The sequence below is a fragment of the Allobaculum fili genome, from assembly GCF_020969955.1.
GTDB lineage: Bacteria > Bacillota_I > Bacilli_A > Erysipelotrichales > Erysipelotrichaceae > Allobaculum > Allobaculum fili.
In genome coordinates this window covers 35,265-54,181 of sequence record NZ_JAHDSX010000010.1, presented here as the reverse complement: position 1 = coordinate 54,181, position 18,917 = coordinate 35,265, and the positions used below count along the sequence as shown (strand labels likewise).

The window sequence follows — 18,917 nt, the reverse complement described above, 5'->3', positions numbered from 1 at the left end:
ATGAGACGATTTCCTGTTGGAAAAGAAAGCATGCGATTTCGTTTCAGGCAGCATGTGACGATTCGCCATGACCCGCCAAAGCGGCTTTGGAACGTGAGCGTTTGGAAGCAGCTTTTTGAGGCGCAGGCAAAGCCGCAGGCGAAGCATCCTCTTTTCGATCCGGAAAAGACGTACTGTCCGTGTTTTTCGCTTTGTCTGCCGGGTCTGTCAAATCCGACAAATCCGACAAATCCGACAAATCCGACAAATCCGCCGAATACGCAGCCGCCGTTTCGTCAGCCGCCTCATCATCTTCCCGGATCTCGCCAAAATGGAGCGGTTCAAACTGCTTTGCAGCTTCAATCACAAGCTGATCGTGATGAACGTGCGCATACTCGAGCCGTTCAAACAGAGCGCCTAGCGCCAGTTCGGGCGTATTGGCTTCTTCGGAAAGATGAGCCAGAACGATATGGCGGGTGCGCCGGGTCATGCAGCTGCAGAGAATGCGGGCGCTGTCCTGATTGCACAGATGACCGGTATCGGAGGCGATGCGCATTTTCAGAGCGAACGGCCGGTCGGTCTGGTTGAGCTTTTCCAGATCGTGATTGCTTTCAAAAATGTAGTAGTCCGCATCCGAAAGATCGCCAAACAGCGCTTCAGGCACGTAGCCGGTATCGGTCATGTATACGAGCTTTTCGTGTTCGGACTTAATGACAAACCCCATCGACGGACCCGAATCGTGCGAGGTTGGCAAGGCGAGAATTTTCAGGTCCCCTACCTGAAAGCGGACAGGCGGCAGAACCTGACGCAGATCGAGAGTCACCGGCTGCTTTTTATAGTTTTTGGGATGAAGGGCGCAGCAGGCGTATACCGGCAGGCCGGTAAAATGCGAAAGCTGCCGGATATGGTCGCTGTGGCTGTGGGTAATGAGCAGGGCATCCAGATCGTCCGGACTTACCCCTGCATCATCCATGGCGTTTTTGAGATAGCGCCAGGACGGAGGTCCGCAGTCGATCAGAATCTTCGTATTGTTATGCCGGACCAGACAGGCGTTGCCTTTCGATCCCGAGCAGAGCAGATCAACCCGCATAGCCAGGCACTCCGTCATGCGCCAGAGAAGAAAACAGCGAATACGACTTTTCGAACACGAGCTGAACTTTACCGGTTTCACCGTTTCGATGCTTTTTCAGGGAAAGATCGACAACTTCGGTTTCCGTCTGCTGATCTGGATCCGAATTGTAGTACTGCTCACGGTAAATGAACATGACGATGTCCGCGTCCTGCTCGATCGATCCAGATTCACGCAAGTCGGAAAGCTGCGGTTCATGGTTGGTACGCTCTTCGACTTTTCGGGACAGCTGGGAAAGCGCGATAACCGGGCAGTCCATTTCCTTGGCGAGAATTTTAAGGTTTCGCGAAATGTCCGAAACTTCCTGCTGACGCGAGTCGGTACGGCCGCTTCCGCTGATCAGCTGCAGGTAGTCGATGACGATCAGAGAGAGCGAACCGGCCTGGTTTTTCAGCTTGCGGCATTTCGAGAAAATCTGGCTGACTTTGACCATCGACGTATCGTCGATAAACAGTTCCCGGTCTGACAGCTGAGCGCACGCATCAGAAAGGCCGTTCATTTCGCCGTCGTCGAGCTTGCCGCTGGTGAGCTTGCCGCCATCGATTCTGGATTCCGAGGCAATCAGACGCTTCATGAGCGAAGCCGCCGGCATTTCCAGCGAGAAAATGGCGACCGCGCCCGGGTTGCGTCGGGCAACCTGGTTGGCGACATTGAGCGCGAACGCCGACTTACCCATCGCCGGTCGGGCGGCGAGAATAATCAGATCACCGCGGTGCAGACCGTTGGTCATCCGGTCGAGATCGGTATACCCGGTCCGGATGCCGCTGATGCCGCTCTGTTCGCGCAAAATGGAAATTTCATTTTTTACTTCTTCGCAGATTTCCGCCGAAGAACGAAAGTCCGAACCGCGACGGCGCCGGGTGACGTCCATGATGGACCGTTCGGCGTCATCGAGAATGGAATCGAGTTCGAGCGAAGATCCCGAAGCTTCTTCCGAGATCCGATCCGCAGTACTGATCAGGCGGCGCAGCTGCGCCTTGGCCTGAATGGTCTCAATATAGCGGCCCGCGACCGCGCCGGAGACAGCACCGTCGACGAGTTCGGAAATATAGTCCATGCCGCCGCTGCTTTCGAGTTCTTCGTTTTCCTGCAGGCGGAGCACAATATTTTCAAAATCAACCTGACGGCCGGCGGACGCGAGCGCCAGCATGGCGGAATAAATCTGCTGGTGAGCAGGAACAAAAAACTCGGCTGCCGTAAGATCCTCGTCCCGGCACTTGGACAGGACTTCAGGGTCGATCAGTACGGCACCGAGCAAGGCCTGCTCCATGCGGCTCGCATTGGGCAGTTCCTGAATCATGACAGATTAAGCTCCTTTCGCGCTGACATGGACGTGAATGGTTCCGATGATTTTTCCTTTGTACAGATCCACTTTCACGTTCGTGGTGCCTAAGGAATCTACCGGCGTTTCCATCATGATTTTGCGCTTGTCGACGACAATGCCTTTTTCCGAAAGGGCATGGGCGATCTGCTTGGACGAAATCTGGCCAAACGTGTTGCCGCCTTTTCCGGTGTTGAGGGTGAACTCGAGCTGCATGTTTTCCAGCTCTTTGGCGATGCGCTCAGCTTCCTGACGGTTCTGGTCGTCTTCTTCCTTGCGCGCGGCGATGCGCTCGTCCAGGGCACGGGTGTTTTCCTTGGAGCAGACCACAGCCAGACCGTTCTTGATCAGGTAGTTGCGGGCGTATCCGTCCGAAACTTCCTTGACTTCATCTTTTTTTCCGACTTTGCGGACATCGGTTAACAAAATTACTTTCATTTCTACTCCTCCTCTTCATCGAGAAGATCCTGCAGCTGGGCAGCGACTTCTTCGACCGTTGCGTTTTCTCTCTCGAGGGCCGCGGCCGTGAAATGGCCGCCGCCGTTCATTTTTTCCATAATTTTCTGCACGTTGACGCTTCCGTCGCTGCGTGCAGAGACAGCTACGCTGCCGTTGTTTTCGTTGATTCCGATGGTGAATGCCGCGCTGCAGCCTTTGAAGCTGAGCAGCTCATCGGAAATTTTGGAGAGCATCGTCCGGCTGACCGGCTCATCCAGAATATCAATGAGATATTTATCGCGATACAGCTTTGCTTTTTCAATCATCTGCGCCTTGCGGCGATAGGCGGAATAATCCACCTGCAGAGCCTGTTCGGCGCGGTTGGCGTTCGCGCCCCAGGAGCGCAGCGTCGCGGCAGCCTGGAACGTCCGCTCGGACGTGTGCTGCTTGAAGCGGCTGGTGTCGACAACGATACCAAGATACATGATTGTCGCTTCCATTTCATAGATTGGAATGGAGACCGTCGAGGATTCCAGCAGTTCTGTCATAAGCTCGCAAGTCGAACTGGCTTCCGGTTCGATGTAGCTGACCAGAACATTTTCCTGGCTGGCTTCCGCGTTGCGGCGGTGATGGTCAATAATGACTTTTCGAATATCCCGCTTGAGCAGTTCCTTGCCCGATGAAATGGCCGGGTTGGAATGGTCGACCAGAACGAGCAGATCTTTCTTATCGTCCGCCATTTCCAGTGCCTGCTCTTCGGTAATGCAGCGATGCCGGCTGAGAATGGTGCTCGAGTAGGCGTTCATCGTATCGGACAGCTGCGAATCGCGCGGCACGTCCTTTAATACGATATACGGATCCTTGCCCAGCGCGCGAACCCAGTTGGAAGCGGCCAGCGCGGCGCCCATGGCGTCGTAGTCGGTGTTAACGTGACCCAGAATAAACACCTTCTGGGAAGAGCGAATGACATCCTGCAGGCTGGCGCCGACAGTGCGGACGCGCGCCTTGGAGCGCTGGGTGGATTTTTCGGAATTGCCGCCGATGAATTCGACCGGATTTTCCCCTTTTTTAATGGCGATCTGGTCGCCGCCGCGCGACTGAACGAGTTCGGTCAGTTCGTTGAGCAGACGGTCGATTTCCAGAAAGCTCGGCTGGTCGCTGACGAAGGCAGCGGAAATGGTCATCGACAGATCGGACTTGTTGGCTGCGTCCTTGATTTTCTGAAGAATCGGGAAGTTCTTCTTGCGCATGGACGTGAGGATTTCAGAGTCCAGAACGAGCAGATAGCGGTCCGAGCGCGTACGGCGCATTAAAATGTGCATCTCCTTGGCCCAGGCCAGAAGAGGCGTGCGAATGCGCGTGTTGATGTCGTTGATCAGCGCTTCGTTGTCGTAGGACAGATACTCGGAATAGTTGTCGAGTGTCAGCGTTCCGACGACGATGCTGTTTTGCGCAATCATCTTTTTATAGCGTTCGAGTTCCGAAATGTTGCGCGCAAACAGAACCGAACTGTCTTCCTTATGAATGAATTCGAACGTGTTGCCGTTATACATGCAGACGACCGAATCAATATCGCTCTGAAACAGGTCCTTAATGCCGTCAATCACCACGGTGAGCTTGTGATTGACCAGATTCGGGAAAAAGGGGCGCAGATAGTCCGAAACCCAGGTGGCTTCGTATTCTTCGTTGTAGGTGATGATGCCGACTTCGCCAATGGAGAGCGCCTCTTTGGCGTCGCGCCCCAGAATGCGGCTGATCTTGGCATCGGACTGGATGCCCTTCCTTCTTAACTGCAGCCAGAACGCGGTAATCAGAAACAGAAATCCCGCATCCAGCAGCAGAAGCAGGGCGAACATGATCCATTCTCCCGCAATCGCCTCGTAGACAGTCATGACACCGCCAAGCGCAAGCAGGAAATAGAAAGCAAACAGCCATTTCCCGTATTCTTTCATGATGTGCTCCTTTGTCTTTCCATACCTCCTGCAGGTTTCAAGAAGCCAGCAGCTTCTCTTGCCGCACACGGATCGATCGTTTTTCGAACAAAGAGCGTCTTTTTCAAAACAAACGGATCGAATCTTACTTTAGCGGGCGGTTGCGTGCAGGACTTACGAACCTTTCTTTCTGGCAAAGGTACGTAAGACTAAATTATACATCCCTGTCAATGCCGTATACACATTGAGCAGAGGCATCAGCGAAAGGAAGGTCATCCAGAACAGGCGGTTCTGAATGGCTTTTCTTTTCTTTTTCAGTTTCGACGGATGGTTTTGTACGGAGGGATCGTCACGCAGTTCGTCCATCGCCGTTCTGGCTTTTCGAAACTGCAGCAGATAGCCCTGCCAGACCATCAGTAAAAAATCAAGAATCAGAAGACCGAGCGCCAGATCGCGCCATACCGTGAGCGCCGGATTGTTCTGGTAAACCAGAATTTCCCATACGCCCCATAAAACGAGCAGCAGCCAGAAACACCACGGAGAAACGTCCCAGTTTTCCGGCAGCTTGAACGGCACCGGCCGGTGCAGAACCCGCTGGCAGAGAACGACGCAGCCCAGCGCCGCCACCAGCGTTTCCAGCAGACTTTCAATAAACGCCAGCAGGATCAGAATCATCATCGGCGAGACCATCCACAAAAACGGTCCCATGACGGACAGTTCTTCCTTAACGTCAAAACCAAAGACTGCGGCAAAGACGGTCATAGAAAGCAGATCCGTCACAAACAGAATGAGCATGGTCGCCAGACAGAGAACAAAAAGATTTTTCTGGCGTATGGCGCCGCGGCCAAACACATACCCGCATACCAGCATTGATCCGGCGACCAGCCAGGTCGTGATGCCGGAGAGCATGAACATAAGTAGAAACATGGCCAGAAACGCGCAGAGCGGTACTTTGGAATCCCGATCGCAGATCAGACAGCACAGCAGAATCGGCAGTCCGAAAAAATACGGAAAGAGCGATTCGACCCACAGTCCGCCAAGCGTGTTCAGAAACAGAAAGACGCCAAAAACCGCGGTGAGCATTCCGGCCCGGACAATAGACTGAATTTTCATATACACGTATATCTTAGGCTGATTTGGCTGTGCGCTCCATATTTCTGACAAAATCACATACTTGCCGGCCGTATTTCCCGGCGCACTTGCGGTAAGTCTGCGGTGTGTTTGCCATTTTCTTTTTACTGATCTTTGCCCTCGTCCATACAAAAAGACCCTCTGTTCAGACGGCCTTCCATTTGAAATAAATTGAAAAACAATTTCGATTACGAGCGGCTGCCGCTTGTATAGCCTTCGTAGCGGTTTCCAATGTAGCGGCTCGAACCGAAGCCGATGATCGGATAGAACAGGAAATCCAGCAGATAGATGCCCAGAAAATAGCCGATGCCATGGCCGTACGCCAGCGAAACGTTGTAGCAGAGGCAGGCCTGAATAATGGCCGCTACAATCGAAAGGCCATAGGCGAAATACAGGAATGCGGAATTGAACGTTCCAACCGCCAGATAGTAGAAAATACCAGCGAACAGTTCCGTTCCCAGGCCAAACCAGAACATCTTCGTCTGCCAGCTGATCTTGTAAAGCAGATACAGATTGTAAACCGGAATCAGCGCTTTCCAGCCAGCCACGTTCGCCTTTTCAAACATTTTCCAGAGGCCGACGACCTCCAGAATGATGCAGGCAATGCCCAGCCAGGCCGTAAGACCGATGTTGAAGTCGAGTCCATACGAATAAGGGGCCAGAATTCCAAATAACATAAAATCACCTCAATGCTTCCTTGCGAAGTCTTTCTATCCCTATTGTACGAAGCCTCGCAGTATTTCATTTTGATTTGCCCAGCCAAATATTTTGACAGACAAGGCCACAAATCGAGTGAAAAGTCATTCGGATTGCCCAAAGTGCGGCAGCTGCAGGCGAGACACGTTTTGGATCCGCCGGTCTGTATGCCCGCATAAGGCGGCAGGAAATACCGGCAGCGAAAATACCGCAGTGGAGATATGGAAAGAAGAAATGCGGGAAAGACAGGCAGAGACGATACGCCTCACTGACATACGGTGAAGACTGGCAGTGAAGACATACCTTGAAGACAGGCATAAGGGACGGTTTTCCTTTCTTCGCTTTTATAATGAGGGCATGACTGTTGAATCTTCTTTGCGCCAGAATCTGCTGACCGCTTTAGGAACGTGCGATTTCCTGCATGAGCTGACTGGCTGGGACATGCGCCGAAAACTGGGATATACGCTTATGATGGGCGTCTGGAACCGGACCCGCTCCGAAAGCGCCGTTCAGAAATTCATCGCCTTCTTTCCCAGAGAAAGCCGGCCGGAGAGCGCATGGATTCATGAGAATCCGACTGTGCTGAATACAAATGTTTTCGACGATTCTGTTTCACTCGATGAGGATTTTCAGTTTGCGGACCATTTCTTTCAGATTGCTGATCCAGACTTCCCCAATGCCAATCAGGATCTGCTTCACGCCATTCACGATCAGATCGATACGCTTTTCGATCCAGGTCGAACCGATTTGGATTCTTCGGATGCATCTATGTCGAATTTGTCTGCCAAACAATTCGCAGAGGTCTCACAGGCGCCCGCTGGAAACAAAGAAGACCAACGCGAAGACGAGTCTGCAACCGGCAAAAAAGAAACAAAGTCCTCGCCGGACGATTCTTCGCTTTCCTCCAGTGCACTGCAGGAAGATTTACGACAGCTGGATGCGCTGACCGGTCTGGAAGAAGCGAAAAACGAAATCCATACGCTTTGCGACCTGCTCCAGATCAGCCGGCTGCGTCAATCGCGCGGGCTGAAAAGCGCACCGGCCGCCCGCCATCTGATCTTCTCCGGCAACCCCGGCACCGGCAAAACGACTACCGCCCGGATTGTCGCCCGCATTTACAAGGATCTCGGCTTTCTTTCGCGCGGAACCTTTGTGGAATGCACGCGCGGCGATCTGGTCGGCGAATACATCGGCTCTACGGCGATGAAAACGAAAAAGGTCATCGATAAAGCCATCGGCGGCGTTCTCTTTATCGATGAGGCGTATGCGCTTGCCCGCTCGTCCGAACGCGACTTTGGACACGAAGCCATCGAAGTTCTTTTGCGCGAGATGGAAAATCACCGCGACGATCTTGTCGTTATAGCAGCGGGCTATCCGGCGGAAATGGACCGCTTTCTCGACTCCAATCCGGGGCTGCGCTCCCGCTTTACGACGTGCATTCACTTTGAAGACTTTCTGCCTGACCAGCTGTTTTCCATATTCGAACACATGGCCAGAGCGCTCGATTACACACTGAGTCCGGCAGCCGCAAAGAAAGCAGGCGCCTATTTCCAGCAGCTGACCCGTCCGGCCCCCAAAGGCTTTGCGAACGCGCGGGATGTACGGACGATGCTGGAAAAAGCCATCTCCCGACAGGCCGTACGGCTCGTCAGAAATCCGGATCTTCTTCAGCTCTCCAGCAAGGAGCTGCAGACGCTCGAAAGCGAAGATCTCCCCTTCTGAAAATCGAACATTCCCCATTCATGGAAAAAGGCCGTTCTGTTCTCAGCAGCAGAAAGGCCTTTTGTGCGGGATTGAAAAAAGACAGGCGAGCCGAAGCCAGCCTGTCTGAATGGGTATGGGTAAATTAACCGAAATTAGTCTGCAACGTAAGGCAGCAGAGCCATCTGGCGTGCGCGTTTGATGGCAGTAGCAAGCTGTCTCTGGTAGCGGGCGCGAGTTCCAGTAACACGTCTGGGGATGATTTTTCCGTTCGTGTTGATGAAACGCTTCAGCAGTTCAACATCTTTGTAATCAATTTCCTTGATTTTGTTTTTTGTAAAGTAGCAGACTTTTTTACGGCCCATGCGCTGTTTTTTGAATGCCATGTGTCGGATCTCCTTTCTTGAATTCGTTTAGAACGGCAGATCGTCGGAAGAAATGTCCAGGGTGGACGAATCGTCGACGATGCCGCTTGTGTCATTGTCGGGTGAAGCAGAAGCAGCTCCAAATCCTGTGTTTTCGCTCTTCGCGTAAGGATTGGATGCCTGCGAACCATAGCCGTAGCTCTGGTTCGAATAACCGCCAGAATAGTTCTGGCCTCCCGAAGCGTCCTGACTGCCGTAGCCGCCGTAGCTCTGGGAATTATCCGAATAACCGCCATTGTAGCCGTAGCCCTGATCCTGAACGTATCCGCCTCGAGCGTTTCTCGGTTCGAGGAACTGTACGTTGTCCGCAATGACATCGGTCGTGTAGACTTTCTGTCCCTGCTGGTTAACGTAGGATCCGGTCTGAATGCGTCCTTCGACGCTGATCAGCGAGCCTTTATGCAAAAAGCGAGCCATGTTCTCCGCTGTTTTGCCAAACGCCGTGCAGCTGATGAAGTCAGCTTCCGGCTGTCCAGGCTGTTTATAGCGGCGCTCTACAGCAAGAGTAAACCTGAGCATGTTATTACCTGACTGAGTCCGGCGAAGTTCCAGATCTCTCGTCAGTCGACCAATTAAATCAACGCGGTTCATCATAGACGGTACCTCTTACTTTTCTTCTTCTTTTTTGATAACCATGACACGAATTACGCTGTTGTTGATACGACACAGACGCTGGAATTCTTCAATTCCTTCGTTGTTAGCGGTGCAGTACATAACCACATAGTGGCCTTTTTTCATGTGATTGATCTCGTAGGCAAAATCTTTTACGCCCCAGTTGTCCACTTTGTCAACGGAGCCGCCGTTCTCAATGATTGGAGCATACAGTCTTTTTTCAAGAGCTGCGAACTGTTCGTCATCGAGCGATGCATTCACAATGTACATAACCTCATACTTTTTCATCATGTACACCTCCCTCTGGTCTGTCGGTCCTGTCATCAGGCAGGACAGGAAGCAAGATAGACTTGCCGAAATACCTTATCAGAAAAGGAGAAAATGCGCAAGTCTGTCCTTTTTTCAGATTCAAAACCGGGTAGTCTGACGATCTGTTTTTCAATCTGAATCTTTATACGGCTGCCCGACTGTCTTCAGGGAAATATTCCAGATGCCGTGCGGCCAGTCCGCTCTGCCGTCTCAAGCACCGGGATTCTATTCTCCTGCCTGTACATCGATATCCGCTCTTTTCCCATAAAAGAACCGGATCGATTAAAAGAACCGGCTCGATCTGTACGATCGGCCGGTCTAAAGTCATTTTTTTCGAATGCGGAAACTATTCTTCCTCAATAAAGCGTTCCATCGTCATACAGAGGCGTCCGAACGGCGTAAAAGGCAATATCGTCATCGACTTTCCATAAATCTCCATAGGCGCGCCAGTCATGGTACTTTGTTGTATACAGATGGCGGGACTTCCCGTTGATTTCTGCCGTCAGACAGTACACAGGAATGCCTTCTTCGGTATCGGAAGTCATTTGAGAAGCCTCTTCCGTCCATCCCTTTTCGAGCAGGCGATCTGCTTCTTCCGAATCGACCGTATAAATCCGATCGCCGTCTTCCGGATTGTAGAAAGCACGCACTTTCGTGCCCGAATCGGCTGACATCACAAACATTTCTTCCACCTGCTCCCATCCCTGATCGACCAAAGCGGTGCAGGCCGCACGATCATCCACGAGACGGTATTCTTCCGTTTTCGGATTTCGGAGCGTATAGACAGGATAGTCTTCCGTTACATACACATGGAACCGATCCGTCTTCGGCAGCTGCAGAGCGATATCCGGATCCAGACCTCTTTCCTTCATTTCTTCCAGATCCCAGTCCTGCAGCCGCGTAATACAGTCTTCTCCAGGTTTTACCGCTTTCCAGCTTCCGTCTTTCTTAAAGGAGATCGTTCCATTCTCCGAAACATAGTGCAGGTCGGCCGGTGCTTCAAAGCCATAATTCAGATCGGCATGGGTGATCATATGACCGCCTTCACCCGGGCGGCAGTACTGCAGCCTGGATGCGATCGTGTCATTTTCCATCACCCACAGCTCCCCTTCTGAGCTCGAAGAAATGGTCTGCATGGCGGTGCTGGAAGAAGAAGGCTGCACCGTGCCGGCAGTGCTCGATGAAGAATCAGTACAGCCCGAAAAAACAAGAATGCCTAAGCACACGCACAGAGCCTTTTGCAAACCAAATCGTTTTCCTGTCATATTCAACAGCTCCTTTCTCTGTTCCTTCACAGGATGCCGCTCAAAGGGCGGCCATCCTTTCGAATAAAGATCCTCCTGAAGCTTTCAAAATCTGAGAGCTAAAGCCTTATTCCATAATGAAAGATCCGGTTTCTTTCTTCCATTTCTCCATTCCATGAAAAATGCGTTCAATTTTTCTGTCTGGATTTGGCGCGTGCGGTGCTTTTCTCTCCTTCTGATTGTAGACAGGGAATGGTTTGCGAAATCTAAAGAAAAATCAAGTTTTGTTCAATCAATTTTCAAAGATGGTATTTGGAATTTACACGCGTTTTCAGTCGTCTGTGATCCGGAAGAAAGCGCTTTTCCAGTTCAGAACAGACAAAACAGGAATGGCTTCTGCATCCTTCTTTTTTTATGAAAACAGACGCTTTTCTTACACGCTTTCAGCGTGTCATTTTCATTACGTTTTCATCATTTTTGCGCTTGCCTTTAGCCGCAATCAGTGACAGTATTGTGTCTTGCGCAGAGGTCGTCTTTTTTTATTTTCTCCGGTCTTTCCCCGCATCTTTTGCAGACCGGTACCGTTATTGAAATTGGCTGCGCAAGGCAGGAACATCATGTATTTCAATCCGATTCAAGCACGCCGGGCCCGCTCGGCTAGAGCGCGTCGTCGATTTTATCAGAAAAAACGTCGTTTCTTACTTCATATGCGGCAGTCCCAGACGCCGCGTCTTGTACTCAGCTCCATTCTGGCGATTACTGTACTGGCTGTTTTTTCCAGTCTGTTCAACCCGCTCATGGCTTCCGAAGCGATTACCTTCAAAAAGGAAGTAAGCCCCGTCGAAGCCGGTTCGGACTATTCGCTGTATGACATGATCGATAAGATTCATTACGAAACTGAAAGCACACCCGTCTGCTCGACCAACCTCAACATCAATAAGGCCGGCAGCTATACCGGAGCCTGCACGATCGACGGGCACCAGTCCCAGGTCGACATTCAGGTTGTGGATACGACTGCGCCGAAACTCGAAGTGCAGAATCTGACCGTCGGCGTCAGCGACGAAGTGGACGCCCAGAGTTTTGTAACCAAGCTCAGCGACTGTTCGCGCTGCAAGCTCTATATTCTCAATCCGTCCATGCTGATCCACGAACCCGGATCGCGCATGGTACAGATTCGCGCGCTCGACGAATACGGAAACTTCACCGTACGAACCGCGCTGCTGACCCGCAAATAAATTCACAGACCGAGTTTCCTCGGTCTTTTCTTTTTGAAAAACGCGAAATGCCGCCGCAGGTTTTCCTCGCCTGCAGCGGCATTTTATTGTCTCTCCAATTTTTAATTTCGTTTTCGTACGAAAGTCGCATTAAATGCGGATCGTATCTTCGTCGGTATAAACCATGACCGGATAGCCGGCTGGATCAAAAACCTGAACCGCCAGGCAGTTGAGTCCGGTATGAATGCCGACGGCGCTGACCAGATCGATTACGCGAACCGTAGCCCCGTCAAAGTTTTCCTTGATCTTGCGGGCGAACGCCTTCGCGCTTTCGAGAGAATCCACGTGAGCGACGGTAAAGTCATAGTCCTTATTGGTGCCCATATCCTTGAGCAGGCTGATCGTACGATCCTGCGCGCGGGACATCGTGCGGACTTTATCGACCGCGTCAACGCGGCCTTCAGTCTTGCGGTTGACGTGAAGGATCGGCTTGATTTTGAGCAGTCCGCCAAGAGCGGCTGCTGTTGCGGTCAGACGGCCGCCGCGGCGCATGTGCTGGAGGTCGTCGCAAAGAACGAACGTATCGCAGTTTCCCGCAATCTGTTCGAGCTTTTCCATGATTTCCTCAATGCTCTTTCCCTGCTCATACATCGTTTTGGCGGTGATAATGCAGTGGGACTGGGTTACGGCTGTCGTTCCGCAGTCAAACCCGTAAAAGGCCAGATCCATCTGGTGCGCAGCGGACTCCATGGCATTCAGGGTGCCGGAAAGTCCGCGGCAGATCGGAACGCAGAATACGCCCTCATATCCGTCTTTTTTGAGCTGTTCAAAGAGATCTTCGATTTTTCCAAGCGAAGGCAGCGAGGTCTTCATCAGTTTCTGCTGGTGAAGGTTGTCAATGACCTGGGCATAGGAGATATCTTCAAACTCGTCGTAGGTGTTCTGTCCTTCTGTAATCTGCAGAGGTACGGAATAAATTCCATGCTTTTTCCAGTATTCACTGCTGAATCCGGTTCCGCTGTCAGTCACAAATGCGAGTTTCATCATATTCCACTCCTTCAATTTTCGGGATGTACTGTACGCCGACCGAGCCAAGTCCGGTGTGCGCCGCGATGACCGGGAACATGTTCAGCACATGAACCTTTGTTCCAGGACGCAGCGCCGCCATCATTTCTCTTGCCGCCTCTGCCGAAGCATCCGCGTTGCCGTTCAGAACGAACAGTTCGTAGTCGACGCCGTCCACAAGACCCTTGGCTACCTGTTCTACGCCGCGGCTGACCGCCTTATGGAAGGTGCGGACTTTTTCAAAGGAGTCGACTTTGCCCTGCGTATCTTTGGAAACGCGCAGGACCGGCTTAATCTTGAGCATGCCGCCAAGTTTGGCAGCAAGCGGCGTCAGACGTCCGCCTGCGGCGAGATGGTCGAGATTGTCGACCATCAGATAACCGGCTGAACCGTCGACTGACTTGCGCAGCGCGTCGACGATGGCTTCCGGATCCCTGCCCTGTTCGAGCAGCTGCTGGGCCGCAATGACCAGATACTGCTGCACGGCGAGGGTCGTATAAATATCGAGCGTATGCACGACGATATCGAAGCGTTTTGCGGTCGCCTGGATGATCTGGTTGGTTGAAGAGAGGCCGTTGGACAGATTGATGACAATCACGTCCGTTACGCCTTCGCTTTTCAGCCGTTCGAAAAGCTCTTCTTCAAGAAGAAGAGGCGGCTGGCTGGTCGTGGGCATTTTGCCTTCATCGAGAAGCTCATACAGCTTTTCGCAGGTCAGATCCACGCCGTCGAGATACTGTGTCTCGTCGACGAGAACCTGCAGGGGAAGAAATTCTATTCCTAAGGATTCGGCCTGCTTCTGCGTTAAGCCGCTGCCGGAATCCGTAATGACTTTTACTTTCATAATTGATCTGTTCTCCATTTTGCGGGAGCCATCGTTTCATGGTCCGCCTACATTTTAGCGGACCATGCTCCGTTTTCCACTAATCGGACATGACTGAAATATACAGATCGACAGCTGTGTGTGCAAATGGCTTTGGCAGGCCGAAAATACAAGGAGAGAACAGATCGACAGACGCCATAACCAAATCCGCACAGAAATCCATCCGCATTTCATTCGTCCAGAAAACATGGAGCAGAAACACAGGAAAACAGGATCTATTTAAGTAATTTGGAATATTCTTTCATCTGGTTTTAAAAGCAAGATGCCATTGCTTAGTATATCAGATCGTTTCATCCTGTCTGTACAGGCCGGCAACAGTTTCCTTTTTCGACAGTCTTTGCATCGTTTTGTCCGGATTTTTCCATTTTTCCTCTCGGGATAGAATCCGGCCTGAAAAACGCTTTCCAGCCGCTTTGGTCCTCTCTTTGGCCCCGGCTTTTCGTATTGCTGCCAAACGGTCAAAAGAGAGGCAGGAAATGAAGGTTTTCGCACAGTCCTGCTCAAAAGCAGGTCATAATAAAAGATAACTAACCTTCCCTATTTAGAGACTTCAGGAGGTGTTCTGCGATGAGTTTTATTGAATTCAAGGACGTCCGCAAGGACTATCAGATGGGTGAAGTATGCATTCATGCCCTGGACGGCGTCAGCTTTTCGATTGAAGAAGGCGAGTTTGTGATTATCGCCGGCGCCAGCGGGGCTGGAAAATCCACCATTCTCAACCTGCTTGGCGGCATGGATACCGTCAGCTCGGGAACCATTCGCGTCGGCGATAAAATCGTCAGTGATTTTGATTCGAAGCAGCTGACGCTCTATCGGCGCGATGACGTCGGGTTCGTCTTCCAGTTTTATAACCTGATTCAGAATCTGACCGTCCGCGAAAACGTCGAACTGGCGGCCCAGATTTCCAAAAGCCCGCTCGATATTACCGGAACGCTGAAATCCGTCGGACTGCTCGACCGGGAAAACAACTTCCCTTCCCAGATTTCCGGCGGGGAACAGCAGCGTGTCGCAATCGCCCGCGCGATTGCGAAAAATCCGCGCCTGCTCCTTTGCGACGAGCCGACCGGCGCGCTGGACTACCAGACGGGCAAGCAGGTTCTCGAAGTCCTGCAAAACATCTGTAAAAAGGAAAAGACGACAGTCGTCGTCATTACGCATAATCTGGCGCTGACACCGATCGGCGACAAGATTATTCGAGTGCGTTCCGGAAAAATCGAAAGCATTACCCGCAACGAGCATCCGATGAGCGCACGGGAGATTGAATACTGATGACACCCGCACTATGGAAAGACCTGTTCCGTGAAATCCGCCATTCCCTGGGGCGCTACCTGTCCATCCTGGCCATCACCGCTCTGGGCGTCTCGTTTTTTGCGGGCATCAAAGCCAGCGCGCCGGATATGAAAAATTCGGCCGACGTCTACTTTGACCGCTACAACCTGCAGGATATACAGGTGTACTCCACCGTCGGCTTAAGCGACAAGGATCTCGAGGCGCTGAAAAAGGAACCTGGCGTGAAGGACGCGCAAGGTCAGTTTTCCGCCGATTATCTCTGCCGCAAAGGCAGCCGGGAAATGACCGTTAAAGTCCTCTCCTATACGGACGGACAGACGATCAATACGCCGCGTCTGGTCGAAGGCCGCCTGCCGCAAAACGACAGGGAGTGCATGGTGGAAGGCGACAGCGCCACGGGAAACATTTTCGGGTCTTTTGAGATCGGGGATACGGTTCATCTGTATTCCGGAAACGACACGCCGGTCAGCGACGATCTCAAATACGACACCTACACCATTACCGGCAAAGCCTATTCTCCAAACTACCTGTCCTACGTACACGGCTCTTCTTCGATCGGTTCCGGTACAGTCGATACGTATTTCTTTATCCCGCAGTCCGCGATCAAGGCCGACTACTTTACGGAAATCGATCTGACCGTCGACGGGGCCAAAGAAGCGGATACGTATTCCGACGCCTACTTCGATCTGACCGATCCGGTCGTCGATGAAGTCGAAACGCTCGCCGACAGCCGAACCGTCCTCTGGAAAGACGAACAGCGTCAGAAAATTGACGACCAGGAAAAGGAAGCCCAGGACAAGCTCGCCGATGCGAAAAAGAAGCTCGACGACGCGAAAAAGAAACTCGAGGATGCCGCGCTGCAGATTGCGGATGGCGAAAAGCAGATTTCCGATAACGAAGCGCTTCTGGCCAGTTCAAAAACGCAGCTCGATCAGGGACGCAGCGCGCTCCAGTCCGGAAAGCAGCAGATCGCCGACGGCCTTGCTCAGATTGATGCCGGGCTGGCTCAGCTGCAGGGCATCGATACGACCGCCAGCGATCTGATTGCCAGGCGAGATGCGCTCACGCAGGCCATTCAGGGCGTCCAGTCCATCGATCAGGCCATTTCCGGAATCGAATCGCTCGATCAGGGTATCCAGACGCTGAGCCAACAGATTGCCGCGCTCGAAAGCGCCGATCCCCAAAATACGCAGCTGCCGGCTTTAAAAGAACAGCTTGCGGCGCTGCAGGCACAGCTGCAGGGCGTACTGGCCCAGGCAGTGCCCGGCGCGCCCGACGCAGCTTCCGCTCTAGCTGCGCTGAACACGCAGAAAAGTTCTATTCTCACCTCGATTGGCGGATCGCTCGATGCCGCAAACGCCTCTCTTACTGCCTTAAATGACGGAATTGCTCAGGCGCAGAGCGCCATCGTACAGCGCGACGCCTTAGTCAAACAGCGTCAGGAACTTGCGGCCCAGCAAAATGAGCTGGCTGCGAGTGAAACGCAGCTGGCCGCAAACCAAAAAACGTATGACGATGGCGTAGCCCAGCTCAATCAGGCCCAAAACGATCTGGCAAAAGCCAGAAGCGATTACGCCAGCGGTCAGAAAGAATACGAAGACGGTCTGGCCGAATACAATACGAACAAAAAAGAAGCCGAAGACAAAATCGCGGACGCGAAAAAGCAGCTCGACGATCTCGAAGCCAAATGGATCGTGCTCGATCGCAACTCGCATTATTCCTATAAAGACTACGAAGCCTGCGCCGACCGCATGGACGGCATCGCCTCCGTCTTCCCTGTCTTCTTCTTTCTCGTCGCCGCGCTCGTCTGCATGACGACAATGACGCGCATGGTCGATGAGCAGCGCAACGAAATGGGAACCCTCAAGGCCCTTGGCTACTCCCGCCGGCAAATCGCCGCGAAGTACCTGCTCTACGCGGGATCCGCTTCCGTTCTTGGCAGCATTCTCGGCTGTGCCGTCGGCATGTACGTGTTCCCGATGATCATCTACTCCGCCTGGAACATCATGTACAACCTGGAAGCCATTCAGTTCCGCTTCCAGCCGGGTCTGATGCTCTTTGCGTCTTTAAGCGTTACCGGCGTCGTGCTGCTCGCTGCGCTCTTCTCCATTATTAAGGAACTGCGCGAAGTGCCGGCCCAGCTCATGCGGCCAAAAGCCGCAAAGGCCGGCAAGCGGATTTTGTTAGAACGCGTCGGCTGGTTCTGGTCAAAGCTTTCGTTCATGCATAAAGTCACATTGCGCAACCTCTTCCGCTATAAGAAGCGCTTTTTCATGACCGTCATCGGCATCGCGGGCTGTTCCGCCCTGCTGGTCGCCGGCTTTGGTCTGAACGACTCCATCAGCGATATCGTTCCGCGCCAGTTCCAGGCGATTTACCACTTTGATGCTGCCGTGGATGCCAAAGAAGAAGACGGACGGCAGCTGGCCGCCGATCTGAAAAAGGAAAAGGGCATCGAAGATACGTTCAATCTCGAAACCCTTCCTGTTACCGTTCACTATGACGATAAGGATGTGTCCGCCACGCTCAATATTGTCGAAGATCCTGAAGCCTTCGAAGAGTTCATGACGTTTATCCCGATGGACGGTTCCGAACGTCTGTCTTTAAACGACGGCGTTCTCGTTTCCGTCAAGACGGCCGAGAAAATGCACCTGTCCAAAGGCGATACGATCCTCTTCAAAACGGCGGACGATGAAGAAGTAGATCTTCCGATCGCCGGCATTTTCGAACAGTACACCGGCCACATGCTTTACGTAACGCAAAAGACGTTCGACCGTCTCCATGTTCAGGAAGAGCCGGACGCGCAGATTCTGCTGCTTAACGACGATACGTCTCCGGAATTTGAAAGCGAGCTGGGCAGCTGCGTTCTCCAGCACGAGGGCGTCCGGTCCGTCACCTTCTATTCGGCGACAATCGACAACTTTGAAAACATGATTTCCTCGATCAAGTCGATCGTAGTCGTTCTCGTTCTGTCGGCGGCGATGCTGGCGTTCGTGGTACTTTACAACCTTTCCAACGTCAACATTTCCGAACGTCTGCGTGAAATTGCGACCATCAAGGTCCTTGGCTTTACCGAAAAGGAAGTCAACGCCTACATCAACCGCGAAAGCATAATCCTTGCCCTCATTGGCGGACTCGTCGGTCTGCTGCTGGGCATTTACCTGCACGATCTGATTATGAACCTTGCCGAACTCGATACGATCCGCTTTGGCCGCACGATTTTCTGGCAGTCCTATGTCTATTCCATCGGTCTGACCATGCTTTTCGCTCTGCTCGTCAACTGGATCATGAAATACCGTCTGCGCAAGATTCAGATGGTAGAATCGCTCAAAGCGGTCGAATAAATCCGATCGCCTTACCGGCTATTTCCTGTCTCTCAGACGGAGCCCCGGTAACACGCATGCCTCAGACATACCTCTGGCACGCCTCAGTCCTGTTTTCCCAACGGCGAAGCAAAACCGCCTGCCAGCAAAGTTTTAAAACTTACGGCAGGCGGTTTTCTTATGTCCCGCAATACGCGCCGCTCGCTTCGGGCCATACAAAAACGCC

At 52.4% G+C, this 18,917-nt stretch carries 16 protein-coding genes; 4 read left to right on the top strand and 12 right to left on the bottom strand.

Annotated elements, in window-relative coordinates; all coding sequences use genetic code 11:
* Window positions 1-43: 43 nt before the first annotated feature.
* The 6 genes from Afil_RS03925 to Afil_RS03900 form a co-directional block, all read right to left on the bottom strand.
* Window positions 44-1,069: an MBL fold metallo-hydrolase gene (locus Afil_RS03925; RefSeq protein WP_230267214.1), complete on the bottom strand. Its 1,026-nt coding sequence runs from the start codon at window positions 1,067-1,069 to the stop codon at window positions 44-46.
* Window positions 1,059-2,408 (bottom strand): replicative DNA helicase, encoded by a 1,350-nt coding sequence (gene dnaB / locus Afil_RS03920; RefSeq protein ID WP_230267213.1) that lies wholly within the window; start codon window positions 2,406-2,408, stop codon window positions 1,059-1,061. Before dnaB ends, Afil_RS03925 begins: the two co-directional genes overlap by 11 nt.
* A 6-nt stretch (window positions 2,409-2,414) precedes the next feature.
* Window positions 2,415-2,867, bottom strand: a complete 453-nt coding sequence (gene rplI / locus Afil_RS03915; RefSeq protein ID WP_230267212.1) for a 50S ribosomal protein L9 — start codon at window positions 2,865-2,867, stop codon at window positions 2,415-2,417.
* 2 nt (window positions 2,868-2,869) lie between these two features.
* Entirely contained in the window at window positions 2,870-4,819 is a 1,950-nt protein-coding gene (locus Afil_RS03910; protein ID WP_230267211.1) for a GGDEF domain-containing protein, read from the bottom strand.
* A gap of 153 nt (window positions 4,820-4,972) precedes the next feature.
* A complete protein-coding gene (locus Afil_RS03905; protein ID WP_230267210.1) occupies window positions 4,973-5,911 on the bottom strand; it encodes a hypothetical protein in 939 nt (312 codons plus the stop codon).
* Window positions 5,912-6,117: 206 nt separating this feature from the next.
* Window positions 6,118-6,606, bottom strand: coding sequence for a DUF5684 domain-containing protein (locus Afil_RS03900; RefSeq protein WP_230267209.1), 489 nt, complete (start codon window positions 6,604-6,606; stop codon window positions 6,118-6,120).
* A 376-nt stretch (window positions 6,607-6,982) separates the two neighbouring features.
* Here Afil_RS03900 and Afil_RS03895 point away from each other — a divergent pair, with 376 nt between their 5' ends.
* Window positions 6,983-8,347: an AAA family ATPase gene (locus Afil_RS03895; protein WP_230267208.1), complete on the top strand. Its 1,365-nt coding sequence runs from the start codon at window positions 6,983-6,985 to the stop codon at window positions 8,345-8,347.
* A 134-nt stretch (window positions 8,348-8,481) separates the two neighbouring features.
* On the opposite strand, the gene rpsR is transcribed toward Afil_RS03895, so the two are convergent.
* The 4 genes from rpsR to Afil_RS03875 form a co-directional block, all read right to left on the bottom strand.
* A complete protein-coding gene (gene rpsR, locus Afil_RS03890; RefSeq protein WP_230267207.1) occupies window positions 8,482-8,712 on the bottom strand; it encodes a 30S ribosomal protein S18 in 231 nt (76 codons plus the stop codon).
* A 27-nt stretch (window positions 8,713-8,739) separates the two neighbouring features.
* On the bottom strand, window positions 8,740-9,342 hold the full coding sequence (locus Afil_RS03885) for a single-stranded DNA-binding protein (RefSeq protein WP_230267232.1): 603 nt from the start codon (window positions 9,340-9,342) through the stop codon (window positions 8,740-8,742).
* 15 nt (window positions 9,343-9,357) lie between these two features.
* The gene (gene rpsF, locus Afil_RS03880; RefSeq protein ID WP_230267231.1) at window positions 9,358-9,651 is read right to left on the bottom strand and encodes a 30S ribosomal protein S6; all 294 of its coding nucleotides are present in this window, start codon (window positions 9,649-9,651) and stop codon (window positions 9,358-9,360) included.
* Window positions 9,652-10,028: 377 nt separating this feature from the next.
* Complete coding sequence (locus tag Afil_RS03875) at window positions 10,029-10,937, bottom strand: hypothetical protein (protein ID WP_230267206.1); 909 nt, start codon at window positions 10,935-10,937, stop codon at window positions 10,029-10,031.
* Between the two features lie 686 nt (window positions 10,938-11,623).
* Here Afil_RS03875 and Afil_RS03870 point away from each other — a divergent pair.
* The gene (locus Afil_RS03870; protein ID WP_230267205.1) at window positions 11,624-12,151 is read left to right on the top strand and encodes a hypothetical protein; all 528 of its coding nucleotides are present in this window, start codon (window positions 11,624-11,626) and stop codon (window positions 12,149-12,151) included.
* A gap of 129 nt (window positions 12,152-12,280) precedes the next feature.
* Here the strand turns inward: Afil_RS03870 and Afil_RS03865 are convergent, their stop codons facing one another.
* Window positions 12,281-13,177 carry a DegV family protein gene (locus tag Afil_RS03865; RefSeq protein WP_230267204.1) on the bottom strand — a complete coding sequence of 299 codons (897 nt, stop codon included), beginning with the start codon at window positions 13,175-13,177 and terminating at the stop codon, window positions 12,281-12,283.
* Window positions 13,152-14,039 (bottom strand): DegV family protein, encoded by an 888-nt coding sequence (locus tag Afil_RS03860; RefSeq protein WP_230267203.1) that lies wholly within the window; start codon window positions 14,037-14,039, stop codon window positions 13,152-13,154. Before Afil_RS03860 ends, Afil_RS03865 begins: the two co-directional genes overlap by 26 nt.
* 606 nt (window positions 14,040-14,645) lie before the next feature.
* On the opposite strand from Afil_RS03860, the gene Afil_RS03855 reads away from it, so the two are divergent.
* Together Afil_RS03855 and Afil_RS03850 are read left to right on the top strand one after the other, a co-directional pair.
* Window positions 14,646-15,347, top strand: coding sequence for an ABC transporter ATP-binding protein (locus tag Afil_RS03855; RefSeq protein WP_230267202.1), 702 nt, complete (start codon window positions 14,646-14,648; stop codon window positions 15,345-15,347).
* Window positions 15,347-18,712 (top strand): ABC transporter permease, encoded by a 3,366-nt coding sequence (locus tag Afil_RS03850; RefSeq protein WP_230267201.1) that lies wholly within the window; start codon window positions 15,347-15,349, stop codon window positions 18,710-18,712. The genes Afil_RS03855 and Afil_RS03850 overlap by 1 nt, the downstream gene beginning before the upstream one ends.
* Window positions 18,713-18,917: the final 205 nt, after the last annotated feature.

Coding starts and splice junctions, on each gene's coding strand:
- Afil_RS03925 (WP_230267214.1), bottom strand. CDS start 1,069: ATGCGGGTTGATCTGCTCTGCTCGGGATCGAAAGGCAACGCCTGTCTG.
- dnaB (WP_230267213.1), bottom strand. CDS start 2,408: ATGATTCAGGAACTGCCCAATGCGAGCCGCATGGAGCAGGCCTTGCTC.
- rplI (WP_230267212.1), bottom strand. CDS start 2,867: ATGAAAGTAATTTTGTTAACCGATGTCCGCAAAGTCGGAAAAAAAGAT.
- Afil_RS03910 (WP_230267211.1), bottom strand. CDS start 4,819: ATGAAAGAATACGGGAAATGGCTGTTTGCTTTCTATTTCCTGCTTGCG.
- Afil_RS03905 (WP_230267210.1), bottom strand. CDS start 5,911: ATGAAAATTCAGTCTATTGTCCGGGCCGGAATGCTCACCGCGGTTTTT.
- Afil_RS03900 (WP_230267209.1), bottom strand. CDS start 6,606: ATGTTATTTGGAATTCTGGCCCCTTATTCGTATGGACTCGACTTCAAC.
- Afil_RS03895 (WP_230267208.1), top strand. CDS start 6,983: ATGACTGTTGAATCTTCTTTGCGCCAGAATCTGCTGACCGCTTTAGGA.
- rpsR (WP_230267207.1), bottom strand. CDS start 8,712: ATGGCATTCAAAAAACAGCGCATGGGCCGTAAAAAAGTCTGCTACTTT.
- Afil_RS03885 (WP_230267232.1), bottom strand. CDS start 9,342: ATGAACCGCGTTGATTTAATTGGTCGACTGACGAGAGATCTGGAACTT.
- rpsF (WP_230267231.1), bottom strand. CDS start 9,651: ATGAAAAAGTATGAGGTTATGTACATTGTGAATGCATCGCTCGATGAC.
- Afil_RS03875 (WP_230267206.1), bottom strand. CDS start 10,937: ATGACAGGAAAACGATTTGGTTTGCAAAAGGCTCTGTGCGTGTGCTTA.
- Afil_RS03870 (WP_230267205.1), top strand. CDS start 11,624: ATGCGGCAGTCCCAGACGCCGCGTCTTGTACTCAGCTCCATTCTGGCG.
- Afil_RS03865 (WP_230267204.1), bottom strand. CDS start 13,177: ATGATGAAACTCGCATTTGTGACTGACAGCGGAACCGGATTCAGCAGT.
- Afil_RS03860 (WP_230267203.1), bottom strand. CDS start 14,039: ATGAAAGTAAAAGTCATTACGGATTCCGGCAGCGGCTTAACGCAGAAG.
- Afil_RS03855 (WP_230267202.1), top strand. CDS start 14,646: ATGAGTTTTATTGAATTCAAGGACGTCCGCAAGGACTATCAGATGGGT.
- Afil_RS03850 (WP_230267201.1), top strand. CDS start 15,347: ATGACACCCGCACTATGGAAAGACCTGTTCCGTGAAATCCGCCATTCC.